Annotated in this window: 14 protein-coding genes; 8 read left to right on the top strand and 6 right to left on the bottom strand. The window is 66.6% G+C overall.

The genetic code is table 11. The features are described from left to right. Positions 1–5 precede the first annotated feature (5 nt). The 3 genes from LTI14_RS04635 (at position 6) to LTI14_RS04625 (ending at position 3,464) form a co-directional block, all read left to right on the top strand. Positions 6–851 (top strand): DUF4190 domain-containing protein, encoded by an 846-nt coding sequence (locus tag LTI14_RS04635; RefSeq protein ID WP_241475947.1) that lies wholly within the window; start codon positions 6–8, stop codon positions 849–851. A gap of 355 nt (positions 852–1,206) precedes the next feature. After that, entirely contained in the window at positions 1,207–2,655 is a 1,449-nt protein-coding gene (locus LTI14_RS04630; protein ID WP_241475946.1) for a mycothione reductase, read from the top strand. 206 nt (positions 2,656–2,861) lie between these two features. After that, positions 2,862–3,464: a mycothiol-dependent nitroreductase Rv2466c family protein gene (locus LTI14_RS04625; protein ID WP_241475945.1), complete on the top strand. Its 603-nt coding sequence runs from the start codon at positions 2,862–2,864 to the stop codon at positions 3,462–3,464. Positions 3,465–3,629: 165 nt separating this feature from the next. Here LTI14_RS04625 and LTI14_RS04620 read toward each other — a convergent pair whose 3' ends face one another. Next, positions 3,630–4,394 carry an SDR family oxidoreductase gene (locus LTI14_RS04620; RefSeq protein WP_241470963.1) on the bottom strand — a complete coding sequence of 255 codons (765 nt, stop codon included), beginning with the start codon at positions 4,392–4,394 and terminating at the stop codon, positions 3,630–3,632. Between the two features lie 81 nt (positions 4,395–4,475). Here LTI14_RS04620 and valS point away from each other — a divergent pair, with 81 nt between their 5' ends. Beyond that, positions 4,476–7,163: a valine--tRNA ligase gene (valS, locus tag LTI14_RS04615; protein ID WP_241475944.1), complete on the top strand. Its 2,688-nt coding sequence runs from the start codon at positions 4,476–4,478 to the stop codon at positions 7,161–7,163. 109 nt (positions 7,164–7,272) lie between these two features. On the opposite strand, the gene LTI14_RS04610 is transcribed toward valS, so the two are convergent. The 3 genes from LTI14_RS04610 to LTI14_RS04600 all read right to left on the bottom strand — a co-directional run bounded on the left by LTI14_RS04610 (position 7,273) and on the right by LTI14_RS04600 (position 9,933). Then, entirely contained in the window at positions 7,273–7,980 is a 708-nt protein-coding gene (locus tag LTI14_RS04610; RefSeq protein ID WP_241464962.1) for an MgtC/SapB family protein, read from the bottom strand. A 118-nt stretch (positions 7,981–8,098) separates the two neighbouring features. Continuing rightward, complete coding sequence (locus LTI14_RS04605; RefSeq protein WP_241464961.1) at positions 8,099–8,230, bottom strand: putative transporter small subunit; 132 nt, start codon at positions 8,228–8,230, stop codon at positions 8,099–8,101. Further along, positions 8,227–9,933: a sodium:solute symporter family protein gene (locus tag LTI14_RS04600; RefSeq protein ID WP_241464960.1), complete on the bottom strand. Its 1,707-nt coding sequence runs from the start codon at positions 9,931–9,933 to the stop codon at positions 8,227–8,229. Before LTI14_RS04600 ends, LTI14_RS04605 begins: the two co-directional genes overlap by 4 nt. 625 nt (positions 9,934–10,558) lie before the next feature. On the opposite strand from LTI14_RS04600, the gene ileS reads away from it, so the two are divergent. From ileS to ndk, 4 genes are all read left to right on the top strand, one after another. Next, positions 10,559–13,933, top strand: coding sequence for an isoleucine--tRNA ligase (gene ileS / locus LTI14_RS04595; protein WP_241475943.1), 3,375 nt, complete (start codon positions 10,559–10,561; stop codon positions 13,931–13,933). After that, positions 13,930–15,306, top strand: a complete 1,377-nt coding sequence (locus tag LTI14_RS04590; RefSeq protein ID WP_241475942.1) for a bifunctional folylpolyglutamate synthase/dihydrofolate synthase — start codon at positions 13,930–13,932, stop codon at positions 15,304–15,306. The genes ileS and LTI14_RS04590 overlap by 4 nt, the downstream gene beginning before the upstream one ends. An 86-nt stretch (positions 15,307–15,392) precedes the next feature. Beyond that, a complete protein-coding gene (locus LTI14_RS04585) occupies positions 15,393–15,872 on the top strand; it encodes a DUF4233 domain-containing protein (RefSeq protein WP_241475941.1) in 480 nt (159 codons plus the stop codon). Beyond that, a complete protein-coding gene (gene ndk / locus LTI14_RS04580; RefSeq protein WP_241464956.1) occupies positions 15,865–16,278 on the top strand; it encodes a nucleoside-diphosphate kinase in 414 nt (137 codons plus the stop codon). Before LTI14_RS04585 ends, ndk begins: the two co-directional genes overlap by 8 nt. 87 nt (positions 16,279–16,365) lie before the next feature. Here the strand turns inward: ndk and LTI14_RS04575 are convergent, their stop codons facing one another. Together LTI14_RS04575 and LTI14_RS04570 are read right to left on the bottom strand one after the other, a co-directional pair. Next, positions 16,366–17,403, bottom strand: a complete 1,038-nt coding sequence (locus LTI14_RS04575) for an ABC transporter ATP-binding protein (RefSeq protein WP_241475940.1) — start codon at positions 17,401–17,403, stop codon at positions 16,366–16,368. Next, positions 17,400–18,338 (bottom strand): ABC transporter permease, encoded by a 939-nt coding sequence (locus tag LTI14_RS04570; protein WP_241475939.1) that lies wholly within the window; start codon positions 18,336–18,338, stop codon positions 17,400–17,402. The genes LTI14_RS04575 and LTI14_RS04570 overlap by 4 nt, the downstream gene beginning before the upstream one ends. Positions 18,339–18,383: the final 45 nt, after the last annotated feature.

Below are 18,383 nucleotides of genomic sequence, written 5' to 3'. Positions count from 1 at the left end.
ATTCCGTGCGGCGCCAAACCACCGCGGCTTCACTCGCCCGCATCAACGTCCCCCACCTTGACGAGGCAACCATGTCTGACCGGTATCAGCAGAACCCGCAACAGTACGACCCGTATCAGCAGTATTCACCAGTGTCACCGACGCCAGCCAAGACAGGTATCGGCATCGCGGCAATGGTCCTTGGCATCGTGGGGATCGTCTTCGCGTTCATTCCCGTTGTTGGATTGCTCAACTTCTTGCTCGCACCCCTAGCCATCATCTTGGGCATCATCGCGGTCGTGAAGCGTCGCGGCCGCGGCCAGGGCATCACGGGTGTCGTCACCGGCGCCGTCGGCCTGGTTATCGCCACCATCGGCGTCGCATTGGCCGGAGCCATCTTCATCAGCGTCGATGACGAGATGCAGAACCTCGAAGAATCCCAGGAAGAGGCTGAGGAGGAGATCGAGGCAATCGCCGAAGCAGACGACGCAGTCGAAGACGCCGACATCGAAGAGATCGAGGAAGAGGTCGCCGAGGAGGAGGCACCTGCCGAAGAAGTCGAGGCCAGCGGGGAATGGGTAGAAGTTGCCACCCTCTCGGGAACCGGCAACCAGCGTGGCGAGGTCTTCGAGGTCACTGGCGACGTCCTGCTCTCCTACGAATTCAACGGAGACGACGACTTCGGCATCGCCGGTGTTTATCTCATGGACGAAGGCAGCAACCTCACTGAAGACGGGGGTCTTCCCGAAGTCATGCTCAACGGCTCAGACAGCGGCGAGACTATGATCTACCGCTCCGCCGGTAACTACTACCTCGACGTCACCGCGGCCAACTACAGCGACTGGACCGTCACCGTCGAAGAACAGCAGTAACTCCATCAGCGACGGCCGAAGGGCTCCACTGCGCCCGAAGGAACTTCCGACTGGCACAAGCTGGATGGGGCGCTTCTTCGTCTGGCAGCGCGGCTCGTGGCCGTGGACGTCAGCCGCGTGCAAGAACGCTCGTCTTCTTCAGCGCCGGCACCTCCAGGTTCCCGATCGGGGGCTGGCCGTTCCTGCTGACTGGGACTAGTCACATTGTTATGGGCGGCCGCAGCGGTCACCACCGAGGTCCTGGTGATGTTCACCAGTGGTGACGCCGCCGGCCCACGACAACCGACCAGACCGCCGAGGGATTCCCCCGAGGCCGCTGTGAAGCCGGTCCGACGTTCCCGTCTAGGATGGCCGCATGGCCCACTATGACCTCTCCATCATCGGCTCCGGCTCCGGGAACTCCCTGATCACACCCTTCTGGGATGACAAACGCGTCGTCCTGGCGGACAAGGGTGCAGGGGGCACGGGAGCCTTCGGCGGCACCTGCCTCAATGTGGGCTGCATCCCCACCAAGATGTTCGTCCGCCCGGCGGCGCTGGCCCGAGGGCCTGTCGAAGCGGCCCGGCTCAACGTCACCCAGGAGACCACCGACGTGGACTGGCCCGCCATGCGGGACCGGGTCTTCTCCCGCATCGACGCCATCTCGGCCGGCGGCCGGCACTACCGGGAGGTCGAGCTGGACAACGTCGACCTCGTCGCCGAGAAGGTCACGCTCACCGGGGACTTCAGCCAGCCGCCCTTCGCCTTCGTCTCCGAATCAGGGGTCCGGGCCGAGGCTGACCAGCTGGTCATCGCCGCCGGCTCCCGTCCGGTGCTCCCGGACGTCGCGGGCATAGGCCTCCCCGGGGTGCACACCTCGGACACCATCATGCGCATCGACCAGCGGCCCGACAAGCTGCTGATCCTCGGTGGCGGCTACATCGCCTGCGAGTTCGCAGGGGTGTTCTCAGGCTTCGGAACAGAGGTCGTCCAGATCAACCGCAGCCACGGACTGATGACCGCACTGGACCACGACATCTCCGCGGCCTATACGGCCGAGGCGGAGAAGAACTGGACCGTGCACTACGAGCGCACCATCACGAGCATCTCCGAGCACGGCCCGGGCCTGCGAGTCGAGCTGGTCACCTCTGACGGCCGGGTCGAGCACTACGACGTGGACGCGGTCCTGGTGGCCATCGGCCGCACTCCGAACACCGACCTCATCGGTGCCCGAGAGGTCGGGCTCGATGTCCACCCGGACGGACGCCTCTTGGTGGATGAATACCAGCGGGTGCTCATGCAGGGCGAGCCCGTGGACGGCCTCTATGCGCTCGGCGACGTCAGTTCCGAGGCGATGCTCAAGCACGTGGCGAATCAGGAGGCCCGGGTGGTCGCCCACAACCTGGTGCATCCGGACCGGATCCGGCCCTCACGGCATGAGGCCATCCCCTCGGCGATCTTCTCCTTCCCCGAGATCGCCCAGGTCGGGGCGACCGAGGCGCAGGCGGCACAAGCCATCGGTGAGGAGCACCTCACCACCAAGATCCAGAGGTACGGCGACACCGCCTACGGCTGGGCGATGGAGGATGGCAGCGGGATCTTCAAGGTGATCGCGGACCGCCGCACCGGCCAGATCCTCGGGGCCCACGTCATGGGCTACCAGGCTTCGAACCTGATCCAGCCGGTCATCCACGCGATGAGCTTCGGCCAGGACGCCTACACCGCCGCCCGCGGCCAGTACTGGATCCATCCGGCCCTGATGGAGGTCACCGAGAATGCGCTCCTGGGCCTGGAAGTCCCGATCGCAGAGGACGCCCCGCTCTGAGGTGACCTGGGCGGATCCGATCTGATCCCGGGAGCACAGGTGGCGCCACTGACAGCGCCGCCGCAGGAATGGAATCAGCAGCGCCCCAGTTGTGACCACGAGAAGCATCTGCAGCAGAATCATCTCCGTTCACGAGCTGCAGCTGACACGAACCAACACTGATCCGTGCGCGGAGGCTGAATGCCCCGCGCCGAGAGGAGTCCTTCATGGCTGAACGCGTCGATTTCTGGTTTGACCCGCTGTGCCCCTTCGCCTGGGTGACATCACGCTGGATCCTGGAGGCGGAGAAGGTCCGCGACATCGAGGTGCACTGGAACGTGATGAGTCTGGGCGTGCTCAACGAGGCCAAGAACCCCTCACCGGCCGAAGATCCCGAGCAGCTCGCCCGCTGGGTCCCCGCCCGCGCCGCCACCGCTGTCGCGCTGCAGCACGGTGAGGCCAAGGTCGGCGAGTTCTACACCGCCGCCGGCACTGAGATCCACAACAACGGCAACAAGGACTTCGAGTCCGCCACGCTCAACGCGCTGCGCGCCGTGGGCCTGCAGGAGGACCTCCTCGCCGAGGCCAAGACGGATAAGAACGACGCCGAGATGCGCGCCTCCCACGACAAGGGCATCTCCCTGGTCGGTCAGGACGTCGGCACCCCGGTCGTGGCGTTCCAGGGCACCGCGTTCTTCGGTCCGGTGCTCACCCGGATTCCGCGCGGCGAGGACGCCGGCAAGGTCTTCGACGGCGCCGTGGCTCTGGCGCAGTTCCCGTACTTCTTCGAGCTCAAGCGCTCACGCACGGAGTCCCCAGTCTTCGACTGAGCGGGACTTCCACCATGTGACGTCACTTCAGGACGCCACCGCACGACGACGCCGGCGCGGGCTTGAGAGCCCACGCCGGCGTCGTCGTCGGTTCTGCTGGCGTCGGCCCTCGAGGCAGCAGCCTCGGGTCGGTGCCGCGTCAGGCGGCCGGGGTGCCGCGGCTGATCACTCCTCGCGGATCACCTTGTGCTGGGCGGCCTGAGCGACCGGGCGGACCACCACCTGGTCCAGGTTCACGTGGTGGGGGAGGGTGACTGCGGCGGCGATGACCTCGGCGATGTCCTCGGCCACCAACGGGCGCTTGACTCCGCGGTAGACCGCCTCGGCGGCGGCCACATCGCCGCGCAGCCGCTTGGCGGTGAACTCCTCGGTGGCCACCATGCCGGGCAGCACCTCGATCACGCGGATGTTGTGCTCGGCCTCCTCCAGGCGCAGCGCGCCGGTGAGTGCGTGCTCGCCGAACTTCGCCGCGTTATAGCCTGCCCCGCCCTCATAGGGGGCGAGGGCGGCGGTGGAGGTCACGGTGAGGATCGTGCCCTCGCCGTGGGCGCGCAGCATCGGGACGAAGGCCTTGATCATGTTCAACGCGCCCAGCACGTTGACCTCGTACATCCAGAGCCAGTCCTCGGGCCGTCCCTCGGCGACCGTGTCCATGCCCAGCGCGCCGCCGGCGTTGTTGATCAGCGTGTCGATCCCGCCGGCCGCGGTGACCTCTTCCAGCGCGGCCGCCACCTGCTCCGGGTCGGTGACGTCGCAGATGATCGGAATGATCCCCTCCTGCTCGGCCAGGCTCTCGAGCTTCTCGGCCCGGCGGGCGACGGCGAAGACCCGCCAGCCCTCGGTGGTGAGGCGGTGCGCGGTGGCGGCGCCGATCCCGGAGGAGGCGCCGGTGACCAGGGCGCTGCGGGTGGAGGCATCAGTGTCAATCATGAAGACAGCCTAGTGAGCGGGGTGCTCCGGGAGAACCGCCCGTTCAATATGTGACACTGCCGCCGTGAGAGAATGGCCAGCATGGCTGATCACACTCCGGGCACAGACGCGCCCGCCACCGAGACCCTTTCCACAGACGCATCCCACGGCACCGCCGCGCGCAAGACCCCCGTGGTCCCGGACCGCCCCGCGCTGGAGGGCCTCGAGGAGAAGCTCCACACCGCCTGGCAGGCCGAGGAGATCTACCACTTCAACGAGGACACCGAGCGCGCGGATGTCTACTCCATCGACACTCCGCCGCCCACCGCCTCCGGGGCGCTGCACGTGGGGCACATGTTCTCCTACACGCAGACCGACGTGATGGCGCGCTTCATGCGGATGTCGGGCAAGAACGTCTTCTATCCGTTGGGCTGGGACGACAACGGTCTGCCCACCGAGCGCCGGGTGCAGAACTACTACGGCGTGCGCTGTGACCCCGCGCAGCCCTACGACCCGGACTACACCCCGCCGGAGAAGCCGGCCAAGAACCAGCGCGACTGGGACGCCATCAGCCGGGCGAACTTCATCGAGCTCTGCGAGACACTCACCGTGGAGGACGAGAAGATCTTCGAGGATCTCTTCTCCCGGCTGGGCCTCTCCGTGGACTGGCGCCAGACCTACCGCACCATCGACGACGATTCTCGCGCCGCCTCCCAGCGCGCCTTTCTGCGCGACATCCATGCCGGCAACGCCTACACCGCCCAGGCACCGACGCTGTGGGACATCACCTTCCGCACCGCAGTGGCCCAGGCCGAGCTGGAGGCCAAGGACCACCCCGGGGCGTACCACCGCTATCCCTTCACAGTGAAGGACACCGGTGAGCAGGTCTTCATCGAGACCACCCGCCCTGAGCTTCTGCCCTCCTGCGTGGCCCTGGTCGCGCACCCTGACGATGAGCGCTACCAGCAGCTCTTCGGCAAGACCGTGATCTCCCCGCTCTTCGGCGTCGAAGTCGAGGTCAAGGCGCACGGACTGGCACAGCCGGACAAGGGCTCCGGGGTCGCCATGATCTGCACCTTCGGCGACATGACGGACGTGACCTGGTGGCGTGAGCTGCAGCTGCCCACCCGCGCGCTGATCGGCCGCGACGGCCGCTTCTCCCGCGAGACCCCGGAATGGATCAGCTCCGCCGAAGGCCGGGCGAACTACGAGCAGCTCGCCGGCAAGACCGTGCATTCTGCCAAGGAAGCCGTGGTGGAGCTGCTCAAGGCCGCCGATCTGCTCGACGGTGAGCCGAAGAAGATCACCCACGCGGTGCACTTCTACGAGAAGGGCGACAAGCCGCTGGAGGTCGTGACCTCGCGGCAGTGGTACATCCGCAACGGCGGCCGCGACGCCGCCCGCCGGGAGAAGATGGTCGCCCGCGGCAAGGAGATCTCCTGGCACCCGGCCTTCATGCGCTCGCGCTACGAGAACTGGGTGGAGGGCCTCAACGGTGACTGGCTGGTCTCTCGGCAGCGCTTCTTCGGCGTGCCGATCCCGGTCTGGTACCCGCTCAACGCCGACGCCGAGCCCGACTATGACAACCCGCTGCTGCCCGAGGAGGCGCTGCTGCCGGTGGACCCGGCCTCGCAGGTCCCCGCCGGGTATGACAAGTCCCAGCGCGGCGCCGCCGGCGGCTTCATCGGCGAGGCCGACGTGCTGGACACCTGGGCCACCTCGGCGATCACCCCGCACATCGCAGGCCGCTGGGAGAAGGACAACGACTTCTTCAACAAGGTCTTCCCCTTCGACCTGCGCCCGCAGGGCCACGACATCATCCGCACCTGGCTCTTCGCCTCCGCGGTCCGCGCGAACTCGTTGAACGACTCCGTGCCGTGGACCAACACCGCGATCTCCGGATGGATCCTGGACCCGGACCGGAAGAAGATGTCCAAGTCCAAGGGCAACGTGGTCGTGCCCACCGAGCCGCTGGAGCAGTTCGGCTCCGACGCGGTGCGCTACTGGGCTGCCTCGGCCAAGCTCGGCGCGGACACCGCCTACGAGGTCGCGCAGATGAAGATCGGTCGACGGCTGGCGATCAAGCTGCTCAACGCCTCGAAGTTCGCGCTGAACCTGGGCGTGACCGAGGCCCACATCATCACCGACGACGCTGGAGCCCAGGTCCTCACCGAGCCCCTGGACCGCGCCCTGATCGCCGAGCTGCGCACCGTGGTGGAGCAGGCCACCAAGCACTTCGCCGACTATGACTACGCCCGGGCGCTGCAGCTGGTGGAGTCATTCTTCTGGTCCTTCACCGACGACTACGTGGAGCTGGTCAAGGATCGCGCCTACGGCTCACGCGGCGAGCAGGCGCAGGACTCGGTGCTGGCGGCCCTGGCCACCACGCTGGATTCGCTGCTGCGGCTCTTCGCTCCGGTGCTGCCGTTCGTGACCGATGAGGTCTGGCGCTGGTGGCGCAACGGCTCGGTGCACTCCACCCAGTGGCCGGGAACCTCCGGGCTGGAATCCGTGCAGGGCTCGGCCGGGATGTTGGACTCCGTCGCGCAGGTGCTCTCGGGTCTGCGCAAGGTCAAGTCCGAGGCCAAGGTCAAGCAGCGCACCGAAGTGATCACCGCCAAGGTCTTCGCGCCGGAGCGGACGCTGGCCCACATCGACGCGGCGATCGCGGACGTGCAGGCGGCCACTCGGGCGCGCTCCCTGGAACTGGTGGTTCAGTCCGAAGCCGTGCAGCACGTGGTCGTCACCGACGTGGAGCTCGTCGAGGAAGAGCAGCCCGCCCAGGTCTGACGCTTCCGCGAAGTCAAGAAATCGTAGAGCCATAGCCGATCATCGGGCTATGGCTCTACGATTTCTTCATCGCTGGACAAGCTGACCGCCCTGCGCGGGACCGGGTAGGTCAGTCGTTCTCCTCGGTCACGGTGCGGATCTCCAGGACGCCGTCGAGCTCCTGGAGTGCTTCGAAGAGGTGTTCCCGGCCCACGCGCTGGGTGCGGGTGAAGGTCATCGTGGCGTCCACCGCGAACCCATCGCCGACCTCGAGCCGTCGGGTACGCACCAGCCGGGTCTCATAGCCCCACTGAGCCGCGGCGCCGAGGATCTCGCGCAGGATCCCGCGACCGTCTGCGTAGCGCACGATATAGCGTTCGGAGCGGTCGTGGCGGGGGAGTCGGCGGACCAGGTTCGTCACCACGGTGACCGAGAGCAGGTAGAAGACCACGGTCAGCCCAGCGATCACCGGCATGCCGGCCCCGCAGGCCATCCCGACGGCGGCCGTCACCCAGATCGACGCCGCGGTGGTCAGCCCGGAGACGACGTTCTGCCGGACGAAGATCACCCCTGCGCCGATGAAGCCGATCCCGCTGACGATCTGCGCGGCGATCCGCGACGGGTCCAGGACCACGTCCCCGCCGATGAGGTGCGAGAACCCGTAGGCGGAGACCAGGGTGAACAGGGCCGAGCCCATGCCGACCAGGATGTGGGTGCGCGCTCCGGCGGACTTCTGCCGGATGTCACGCTCGATCCCGATGGTCGCGGACATCAGGAACGCGAGGGTCAGGAGCAGAATCTGCGTCGGGGCCGTCTCCGGCCAGACATCGATGTTCATCACCGGCTCCTCTCGAGATCCCACATCACCCTATAGCGCCGTCGTCGAGCGGCACAGTCCTGCCGGGGGCCGCCCCAGGGCAGGGCAGCCCCCATGCCGGGCGGCCCTGCGTCCAGACTCAGATGATGTCCTGCCCGGACTCGCGAGCCTTCTTCCAGTCGGCGAAGAAGGCGTAGCCGATCACGCCCATGACCGCGAGCACGATCAGCGGCCACATCAGGGTGTAGAGGGTCATCGCAAGGGGGCTCATCGGGTGTCTCCCACTGTTGTCGGTTCAGGGTTGGCGGTGCTGGCAGCATCTGCGGGGCCGGCTGCCGCGTCGTCGTCGAAGTTGCCGGTCCGCTGCGCGATCAGCGCGAAGTCGAACTCGGCGTTGCCGCGCACCGACATCGCCCAGCAGACGATGGTGCTGACCGCATAGGCGACCAGCGAGGCGCTGAGCGTGGCGTAGTCGTGCAGGAAGCCGATGACGAACGGCGCCGAGACCACGGCGGCGATCACCGCCACCACCTTGGCGACCTTCATTCCGAAGAAGCCGAAGCACATCAGCCCCAGGATCACCGCGATGCCGACCACCGAGAGCAGGTCCACGAAGATCCCGACCGCCCCGGAGAGCGGGAACCATTCGAAGCGCACCGGCACGAAGCAGGCCAGCGCCGCGAGCACCGAGACGGTGAAGGCCTTGTTGGTGACCTTCTTCCAGTAGAAGCTGGCCAGCACCGGGAAGACCAGCGCGCCCCAGAGCGCGCCGACGAACACCAGCAGGTCCAGGATGCTCAGCTGCAGGCTGGCGAAGCTCACCGCCGCGGCGGTGGCCAGCAGCATGGTCACTCGGCCTACCAGAAGCATGGTCTGCGGGTTGGCCTTGGCCTTGCCGGCCACGTTCTGCCCATAGACATCGGCCATCATGATCGAGGACATCGCTGAGAGGTCGGAGTCAGCGGTGGAGGAGAGGGCGCCGATGATCATCACGAAGAAGATCGCCAGCAGCGCCGCGGGCAGGTAGCTCGCCGCCATCTCGGGAATGATGTTGTTGACGTCGCCGTCGGTGGGTTCGAAGCCCAGGTAGAGGGCCATCACGCCGAACATGCCCACCCCGATGACCATGGCGCCATAGCCGATGGTGGCGGTGATGAAGGTCGGCTTGATCAGATCCTCGCGCACGGCGAAGAGCCGCTGGGCGATGGTCTGGTTGCCGATCGCGTAGGCGAGCACCGCCGCGATATAGGGCGCGCCCTGATTCAGGAACGCCTCGCTGGAGAAGAAGCTCTGCTGCTCGGGCGAGAGGTTCTGCGCGCCGGTCTCGAAGGCGGACGGGAAGTCCGCGGCGAAGAAGATGAACGGGATGATCACGGCCACGGCCCCGAACATCGCCATGACCTGGATGAAGTCGGTCAGCACCGAGGCGCGGAAGCCGGACCACAGCGTGTAGAGCAGCACCCCGGCGGCCACGGTGAGCACGCCCTGGATGAAGGTGAACGGAGAGAGCATCGCGATCAGCACCCCGCCGGCGATGAAGTTCGACATCAGCGAGATCAGGCTGCCCACCACATTGGAGCCCGCGAGCATCAGCTGACTCGAGCGTCCGTGCCGGGCGTACATCACCTCGGCGATGCTGTGCGCCCGCGGCGCCACCGCGCGGATCCGCTTGCCGAAGGGGTAGATGAACAGGATCATCAGCGCCCCCCAGAGCCCGTAGTGGATGGGCCCGGAGATCCCGTAGGTGTACCCGGCCTCGGCGGAGGCGTACATCGACGACGCCCAGATCCAGGTCGCGGTCATGGATGCCGCGGAGATCCCGAAGCCGATCTTGTTGCCGGCCGTCATGTACTGGTCAGCGTTCTCCTTCTTCTTCCTGATCCGATGCGAGACCAGGTAAGTCCCCCCGTAGAAGGCCACCAGCAGCAGCACCACCGTGATGGCGCCGAACTGGACTGCGCTTGATTCGTTCACGTCGTATGTTCCCCTCGTTGAGTATCAGTCGTCTCGCTGCGTTCACTCGTCGTCACATCCGCCTGGCGCCGCATTTTTGGGCGCGCACAGGCAAGGCATCGCGTGACGCCGCATCGTGCTTCAACGGATCCGTGGCCGCGCTCTGAGCTCATGACGCGGGCCTGTTCTCAGGCCTCGGCGGAGCTGGTGCAGATGGCGCGGGACGGTGTCCCCTCGTGGCGGCCGGGCCGCACCCTCATCCATCAAAGGGGGTGAACCAGGCCACAAGCAGTAGACCGTAACACACTGCCTATTTCACTCGACCGTTCCCGGTGCCCGCGGCGCCGGCTCCGGATGGCCCCTCAGGCACGGACCCAGTAGACTGATCACCAGCAGCTTTGACCCGGCCATCACCGGTGAGCTTCCGGTAGAACCGGTCCCGCGGCATCACCCCCGCGGCGCCTCAGTAGAGCCGGACGGGTAAGCCCGTCACAGCAGTCATGGAGAGGCCCGACGACGGCGCGTCCTCAGCTCCTTCACGGAGCAGGGACGGCAGGCGTGGGGCAAGCAAGGTGGTACCGCGCCCGGCAGGCGTCCTTGTGAGTGCGTCAGACCATCGCTCAGCACCACAGCAGGACGGACCTCCATGACCGAGAACAACTCTCCCGTGTATCCCCGCGCATCAGCCGCCGAGTCAGGCGCGCGTCGGATCCCCGCCTCCCCGCGCTTCCCGAAGATCGAAGAGCGCGTGCTGGCGCAGTGGGAGAAGGACGGCACCTTCCAGGCCTCCATCGACAACCGGCCCACCGAGGACGCCTCCGGTGAGGCCAACGAGTTCGTCTTCTACGACGGTCCGCCCTTCGCCAACGGTCTGCCGCACTACGGTCATCTGCTCACCGGCTACGTCAAAGACCTCGTGGCGCGTTACCAGACCCAGCGCGGCTCCCGGGTGGAGCGGCGCTTCGGCTGGGACACCCATGGGCTGCCCGCCGAGCTCACCGCCATGAAGGAACTCGGCATGACCGACAAGGCCGAGATCGAGGCCTTCGGCGTGGACAAGTTCAACGACGCCTGCCGTGCCTCGGTGCTGAGGTACACCGGCGAATGGGAATCCTATGTGCACCGCCAGGCCCGTTGGGTGGACTTCGAGAATGACTACAAGACGCTCAACGTGGACTACATGGAATCGGTCATCTGGGCCTTCAAGCAGCTGCACGAGAAGGGCCTGACCTACCAGGGCTTCCGCGTGCTGCCGTACTGCTGGAAGGACGAGACCCCGCTGTCCAACCACGAGCTGCGCATGGACGACGACGTCTACAAGGACCGCCAGGACCCCTCGGTCACCGTGGCTTTCCCGATCACCGGAGGCGGCGCGCACGGCGACGCCCTCACCGGGGTCAACCTGTTGGCCTGGACCACCACACCCTGGACCCTGCCCACCAACTTCTCCGTCGCCGTGGGTCCTGAGGTGGAATACGTCGTCGTCCAGGCACCCGCAGATTCCGCGCTGCCCGGCCGGCACCTGATCGCTGCCGAGCTGCTCGGCGCCTACGCCAAGGACCTGGGCTTCACCGACGCTGAAGCCACCGACGCTGAAGCCACAGACGTGCAAGCCACCGAAGCGGTGCCTGCCACCGCGGCCGAGGCGGCAGCCGCCGCCGTCGTCGCCCGCTACCAGGGCACCGAGCTGGCCGGGCTCGAGTACGCGCCGCTGTGGGACTACTACACCGACACCGAGACCTGGGGCACCGAGCACGCCTTCCGGGTGCTGGTGGAGGACTACGTGACCACCACCGACGGCACCGGGCTGGTCCACCAGGCCTCGGCCTACGGTGAAGAGGATCAGCGCTCCTCCGAGGAGGCCGGGATCCCGGTGATCCTCTCCGTGGACGAGGGCGCCCGGTTCCTGCCGATGTTCGCCCAGCCCACCCCCACGGGCAAGACCCCGCTGGCCGAGATCGCCGGGGTCCAGGTCTTCGAGGCCAACCGCACCATCATCAACGAGCTCAAGACCTCCGGGCGACTGGTCCGTGAGGCATCCTATGTGCACTCCTACCCGCACTGCTGGCGCTGCCGCACCCCGCTGATCTACAAGGCGGTGACCTCCTGGTACGTGGCTGTCACCCAGGTCAAGGAGCGGATGCTCGAGCTCAACGAGCAGATCAACTGGATCCCGGGCAACGTCAAGCACGGCCAGTTCGGCAAATGGCTGGAGAACGCCCGCGACTGGTCGATCTCCCGCAACCGCTACTGGGGCAGTCCGCTGCCGGTCTGGGTCTCGGACGATCCGGAGCACCCGCGGACCGAGGTCTACGGCTCGCTGGAGGAGCTCAAGGAGGCCTTCGGCGACTACCCGCGCAACGCCGAGGGCGAGCCCGACCTGCACCGGCCCTGGATCGATGCGCTGACCCGCCCGAACCCCGACGACCCCACGGGCGCCTCCACGATGCGCCGGGTCGAGGACGTCCTCGACGTCTGGTTCGACTCCGGCTCGATGCAGTTCGCCCAGGTCCACTACCCCTTCGAGAACGCCCAGTGGTTCGCCGATCACCACCCGGCGGACTTCATCGTGGAGTACATCGGGCAGACCCGCGGCTGGTTCTACACCATGCACGTGCTGGCTACCGCGCTCTTCGACCGCCCGGCCTTCACCAACGTGATCAGCCACGGGATCGTGCTGGGCTCCGACGGCCAGAAGATGTCGAAGTCGCTGCAGAACTACCCGGACGTCTCCGAGGTCCTGGACCGCGACGGCTCCGACGCGATGCGCTGGTTCCTGATGTCCTCGCCGATCCTGCGCGGCGGCAACCTGGTGGTCACCGAGGAGGGCATCCGTGAGAGCGTCCGACAGGTGCTGCTGCCGATGTGGAACGCCTGGCACTTCTTCGGGCTCTACGCCAACACCGCCAACCAGGGCGCCGGCTACCAGGCCAAGTCCGTGGGGGCCGACGACGTCGCCAGCCCGCTGGACCGCTACATCCTCGCCGCCACCGGTGATCTGGTCCGCGAGGTCACCTCCTCGCTCGACGCCTACGACGTCTCCGCCGCGTGTGAGTCGCTGCGCCGGTTCTCCGACACGCTGACCAACTGGTACATCCGCCGGTCTCGGGCCCGCTTCTACGCCGAGGACTTCGCCGCCTACGACGTGCTCTACACGGTGCTGGAGACCTTCGCCCGGGTCTCGGCTCCGTTGCTGCCGCTGATCAGCGAGGAGATCTGGCGCGGCCTGACCGGGAAGCGCTCGGTGCACCTGGCCGACTGGCCAGACCCTGAGGACTATCTGCGCGACGAGCGTGCCGTGGAGCTGATGGAGCTCACCCGTCTGGTCAGCTCCGCCGGGTCCTCGCTGCGCAAGCAGGCGAATCTCCGGGTCCGCCAGCCGCTGGCCAAGCTCTCCGTGGCCGTGCCGCAGGCTCAGGCGCTGGAAGGCACCTACCAGCAGATCATCGCCGATGAGCTGAACCTCAAACAGGTCCAGCTGCTCGACGCCGCGCAGACCGATGCGGCGGACTTCGGCATCGGACAGCAGCTGGTGGTCAACGCCCGCGTCGTCGGCCCCCGACTGGGCAAGCAGGTCCAGCAGGCCATCAAGGGCGCGAAGTCCGGTGACTGGTCGGTCGAGGCCGGCGTGGTGACCGCTGGAGGGTTGGAGCTCTTCGATGGTGAGTACACTTTGAGCACCACGGTCTCCGAAGAGCTCGGCGAGAAGGCCGTCACGGTCCTGGACGGTACGGGCGGCTTCCTGGTGCTGGACACGGAGCTCAGCGAGGAGCTGATTGCCGAGGGCACCGCCCGGGACCTGATCCGCAGCATCCAGCAGGCCCGCAAGGACGCCGATCTGCAGGTCTCAGACCGGATCGAGACCACGGTCACGGCGTCCCCGGCCATCGTCGCGGCGCTGGAAGCCCACCGTCAGCTCGTCAGCGAGGAGACCCTCACGGTGGATCTGCACCCGGTCGCCTGCGAGAGTTCAGCCGAACCGAGCATTCATGTGTCCGTCGTCGAAGGAGCTCGAGCATGAGCGAAGACCTTGATCAGTTCTCAGTGGCCAGCGTCTACGCGGAGCTGCTCTCGCGCGCACCGGAGAACAAGATGGAACCGCGGATGCAGCCCATGGTCGAGGCCATGGACCTGCTGGGGGAGCCGAACCGGACCGCGCCGGTCATCCACATCACCGGCACCAACGGCAAGACCTCCACCGCCCGGATGATCGAGGCCGGCCTGCTTGCCCACGATCTGCGCGTCGGGCGCTACACCTCCCCGCACCTGACCTCGGTGACCGAACGGATCTGCCTCGACGGCCAGCCGGTCGACGACGGCACCTTCGTGCGGATCTGGGACGAGGTGCGCCCCTTCATAAGCCTGGTCGACGCGAAGCTGGACGACCGCGGCGAGGTCCCGCTGACCTACTTCGAATGTGTCACCATCCTGGCGTTCGCGGTCTTCGCCGACGCCCCGGTGGATGTCATGGTGCTCGAGGTCGGCCTCGGCGGCATCACCGACGCCACCAATGTGGCCGACGGATCGGTCAGCGTGGTCACCCCGATCAGCCTGGACCACACCGACCTGCTCGGCGACGACGAGCGCGACATCGCCCTGGAAAAGTCCGGCATCATCAAGTCCGACGGGTTCCTGATCTCCGCCGCCCAGGTCCCGGCCGCGGCCGATGTGCTGCTCGCCGAGGCGCGGGCCAAGAATGTGCCATACCGCTTCGAAGGCGTGGAGTTCGGCGTCGAATCCCGGGTGCCTGGGGTAGGGGGTCAGCAGCTGACCGTCTCCGGCCTGGCCGGACGCTACCCGGACATCCTGCTGCCCCTGCACGGGGCGCACCAGGCGCAGAACTTCGCCGTGGCGGTAGCCGCTCTGGAGGCGTTCATCGGCGGGGGAGACCAGGAACTCAACATCGAGAACCTGCGCCTGGCCGCGGAGAACATCAGCGCCCCCGGACGACTCGAGACCCTGCGCACCGGCCCGAGCATCATCGTCGACGCCGCGCACAACCCTGCCGGGATCACCGCCAGCGCGCAGGCGCTCAAGGAGAGCTTCGGGCTCTCCCGACTGGTGCTCGTGGTCGGGATCCTGCAGGACAAGGACGCCCGCGAGATGCTCACCGCGCTGTACAAGGAGTATGAGGGTCTGGTCGAGGACATCTGCTTCACGCAGTCCACCTCCCCGCGGGCCATTCCCGCAGGACAGCTCGGAACACTCGCGCTCGAGGTCGGCTACGCCGAGCAGGACATCTACGTCACCGAACGCCTCGACGACGCGATCGACTGGGCGGTGGGGCGCGCCGACGAGGCCGACCCGGGCCTGATCGGCGGCGTGCTGATCACCGGATCGATCACCCTGGTGGGTGAGGCCCGCACGCTGCTGGGAGCACCCGAGGGAACATGAGTCAAGACCCCGAGTCGAGCGGCGAACCAGAACCAGTTCAGAGAACCCCGCAAGAACCAGCACCCAGCACGAGGCAGGAGCAGAGGATGCCCAAGCAGACCCGCGCACAGCGCGAATGGCGCCCCGGACAGGTCAAGGCACCACGATCGGTGAAGACGCTGTTCGCCTCCACCGTGCTGTGCCTGGAGGCAGTGCTGATGTTCTTCTTCAGCCTCATGGCCTGGGGGTTGAACCAGAACGAGTGGTACGCCTGGTGGCTGCTGGGCGGCTCGCTGGCCCTGGCGGTGGTCCTGATCTTCACCTGCGCCATCCTGCAGCGCCGAGGCGGCTATGCGTTCGGCTGGGTGCTGCAGTTCGTGATGCTCCTCGGCTTCATCGCGGTGGCACTGGTGACCAGCGAAGGCCTGATCGTGCCACTGGCAGCGATCCCCGGCGTGGCCTTCATGGCCTGCTGGTGGTACGCGCTGAACAAGGGCGATCAGCTTGACGACGAGAAGCTCGACAGATTCCGGGCCGAAGAGGCCCTGGCAGAGAACCCGACAACTGAGGAGCACAAGAATGACTGAACGTACCCTGATCCTGGTCAAGCCCGACGGTGTTGAGCGAGGTCTGACCGGTGAGATCCTGCGTCGGGTGGAGGCCAAGGGCTACCGCGTCACCGCGCTGCAGCAGCTCAGCGCCAGCACCGAGCAGCTGGCGCAGCACTACGCCGAGCACGAGGGCAAGCCCTTCTACCAGCCGCTGGTGGACTTCATGCTCTCCGGCCCGGTGGTCGCCGCGGTCGTGGAGGGTGAGCGCGTCATCGAAGGCTTCCGCTCCCTTGCCGGCACCACAGAGCCGACGACGGCGGCTCCGGGCACGATCCGCGGAGACCTCGGCCGGGACTGGGGCGAGAAGGTGCAGAAGAACCTGGTCCACGGCTCCGACTCGGTGGAGTCCGCCGAGCGCGAGATCGGCATCTGGTTCAGCTGAGACCGCTCGGCTCCTCAGCTCAGCTGAAAGCCTGAACATGACGGCGGCTCCGGAGGATGACTCTCCCGGGGCCGCCGTCATGTTCGCTCAGCGGCTCCGGCTGCCGCCGGCCTTCTTCGGCCGGGAGCCGGAGGTGAAGTCGACCTTGATCGGATCCAGCCGCAGCCGGGTGCGTTCGTAGACCACCTTGGCCGCGCGCATCCGACCGTTCGACTTGTGCGAGGTGTACTCCTCGTACTGCTCGCACACCCACTGCGGGTCGCCGTCGGCGAGCATCTCGCCCTGTTCGATCCAGATCACCCGGGTGCACATCTGCTTGATGGTGCCCAGCGAGTGTGAGACCAGGAAGACGGCGCCGGCATTGGCGCGCACTTCATCCAGGCGCTCCTTGGTGCGTGCGCGGAACTGCGCGTCTCCGGTGTTCAGCGCCTCATCGATCAGCAGGATGTCCGGGTCGACGGAGGTGGCGATGGCGAACTGCAGCCGCGAGGACATGCCTGAGGAGTAGGTCTTCAGCGGCATCTCCAGGGCATCAGAGAGCCCCGAGATCTCCACGATCTGATCATATTTCGCCGCAGTCTGCTCCGGCGAGAGCCCCATGGCCAGGCAGCCGAGCCGGATGTTCTCCCGGCCGGAGATCTCTTTGACCAGTGCGGCGTTGACGCCGAGCATCACCGGGGTCGACGTGGCGTAGACCTCACCGCTGGTGGGGCGGACCTTGCCGGTGAGCAGCTTCATCAGCGTGGACTTGCCGGACCCGTTGGTGCCGATCACGCCGACTGATTCACCGCGGTTGACGATGAAGCTCAGGTTCGACAGGGCGTGGACCTCGGCCCAGCCGGCGCCGGTGAGCCGTCTGAGGCCTTGAGCGATGCGACCGCCGGAGCCCTTGTTGCCCGTGGATGAGCGCACCCGGTAGGTCATGGAGGCGTCGTCGACGACCATACAGACATTCTTCGGATCCACGGTCTGGATCACCGGGGTCTGTTGGGTGAAGGGATGATCCTCCCAGGCGTCGGCCAGACCGGCAGAATCATCGTCCAGTTCTATGGCGAGGTCTTGAGCAATCAGGTCAGCTTCGGTGTCGGTGTTGCGCCGCGGGACATAGGGAGTAGAGGTACTCATCGTTCCTTCCCGTAGCTCTCTTCCCCGTGCCAGAAGATCAGGAACCCGATGAGCATTGAACCAGCTGCCCAGGAGCCCAGGACGATCCAGCGGGCGGGATCAGCGAACCCGTCGTAGAGCCAGGCATGACGGATGATGTCGAGGACACAGAAGAGCGGGTTGAGGCCCATCACCGTGTCCAGCCAGTCAACACCCATGTCAGAGTATCGATCTGAGGAGAAGAACACCGCTGAGGTGTAGAACAGGATCCTGGTGCCGAAGCTGATCAAGTGCTTGACGTCGTTGTGCGCATTGACTGCTCGTGCCAGCGCGAGGGACCAGCCGAGCATCACCATCAGCGCCAGGGCGATGCAGGGGAAGAACAGCAGCCAATGCCAGGTCAGCGAGATCGGCACCTCGTCGGCGTCCCCGAGCTGCAGGTCTCCGATGCTCAGCACGAGCAGGGCCATCACGAAGAACATCGGGATGCTGGAGAAGAGCTCGCGGACCGTGGTGGAGATGACCAGGCAGGCACGAGGGAAGTTGAAGGCCTGCACCACTCGTTGGTTCCCGGCGATTGCGTTTGACCCGCCGGAGACCGCGGTGGTGAAGAAGCGGAAGGTGAACACGCCGATGATCAGATACCCGATGAAGTTGTCCACGCCGCGACCGGTCTGCAGCAGCAGGCCGAAGACGAAGAAGTATGCCGTGCCGAAGAGGATCGGATTCAGGATCATCCATACCCGGCCCAGCGAGTCATAGCTGTTGGCCGAGGCGACGCGGGAGTGAGAGTCGTAGTACAGGAAGTGGCGGAAGGACCAGATCTCGCGGATGTAGCGGAAGAGCCCCGGGCGGGCCCCGACCCGGATGAGGTTGCTGCCATCAAGTTGAGCGACCCTGCGAGCTTCGCCTGGCTCCTGGGGTCCACCGGCGCGCTCTAGAGCAGGTGCGGCCATGGTCGTTTCCTTCCTGATACCTCGATCGGGCAGGAGTGCCGTCTC

Source organism: Nesterenkonia sp. YGD6, assembly GCF_022565895.1.
Lineage (GTDB): Bacteria > Actinomycetota > Actinomycetes > Actinomycetales > Micrococcaceae > Nesterenkonia.
Note: the sequence above shows the minus strand (reverse complement) of the source record. Positions and strands in the feature narration are given on the sequence as shown.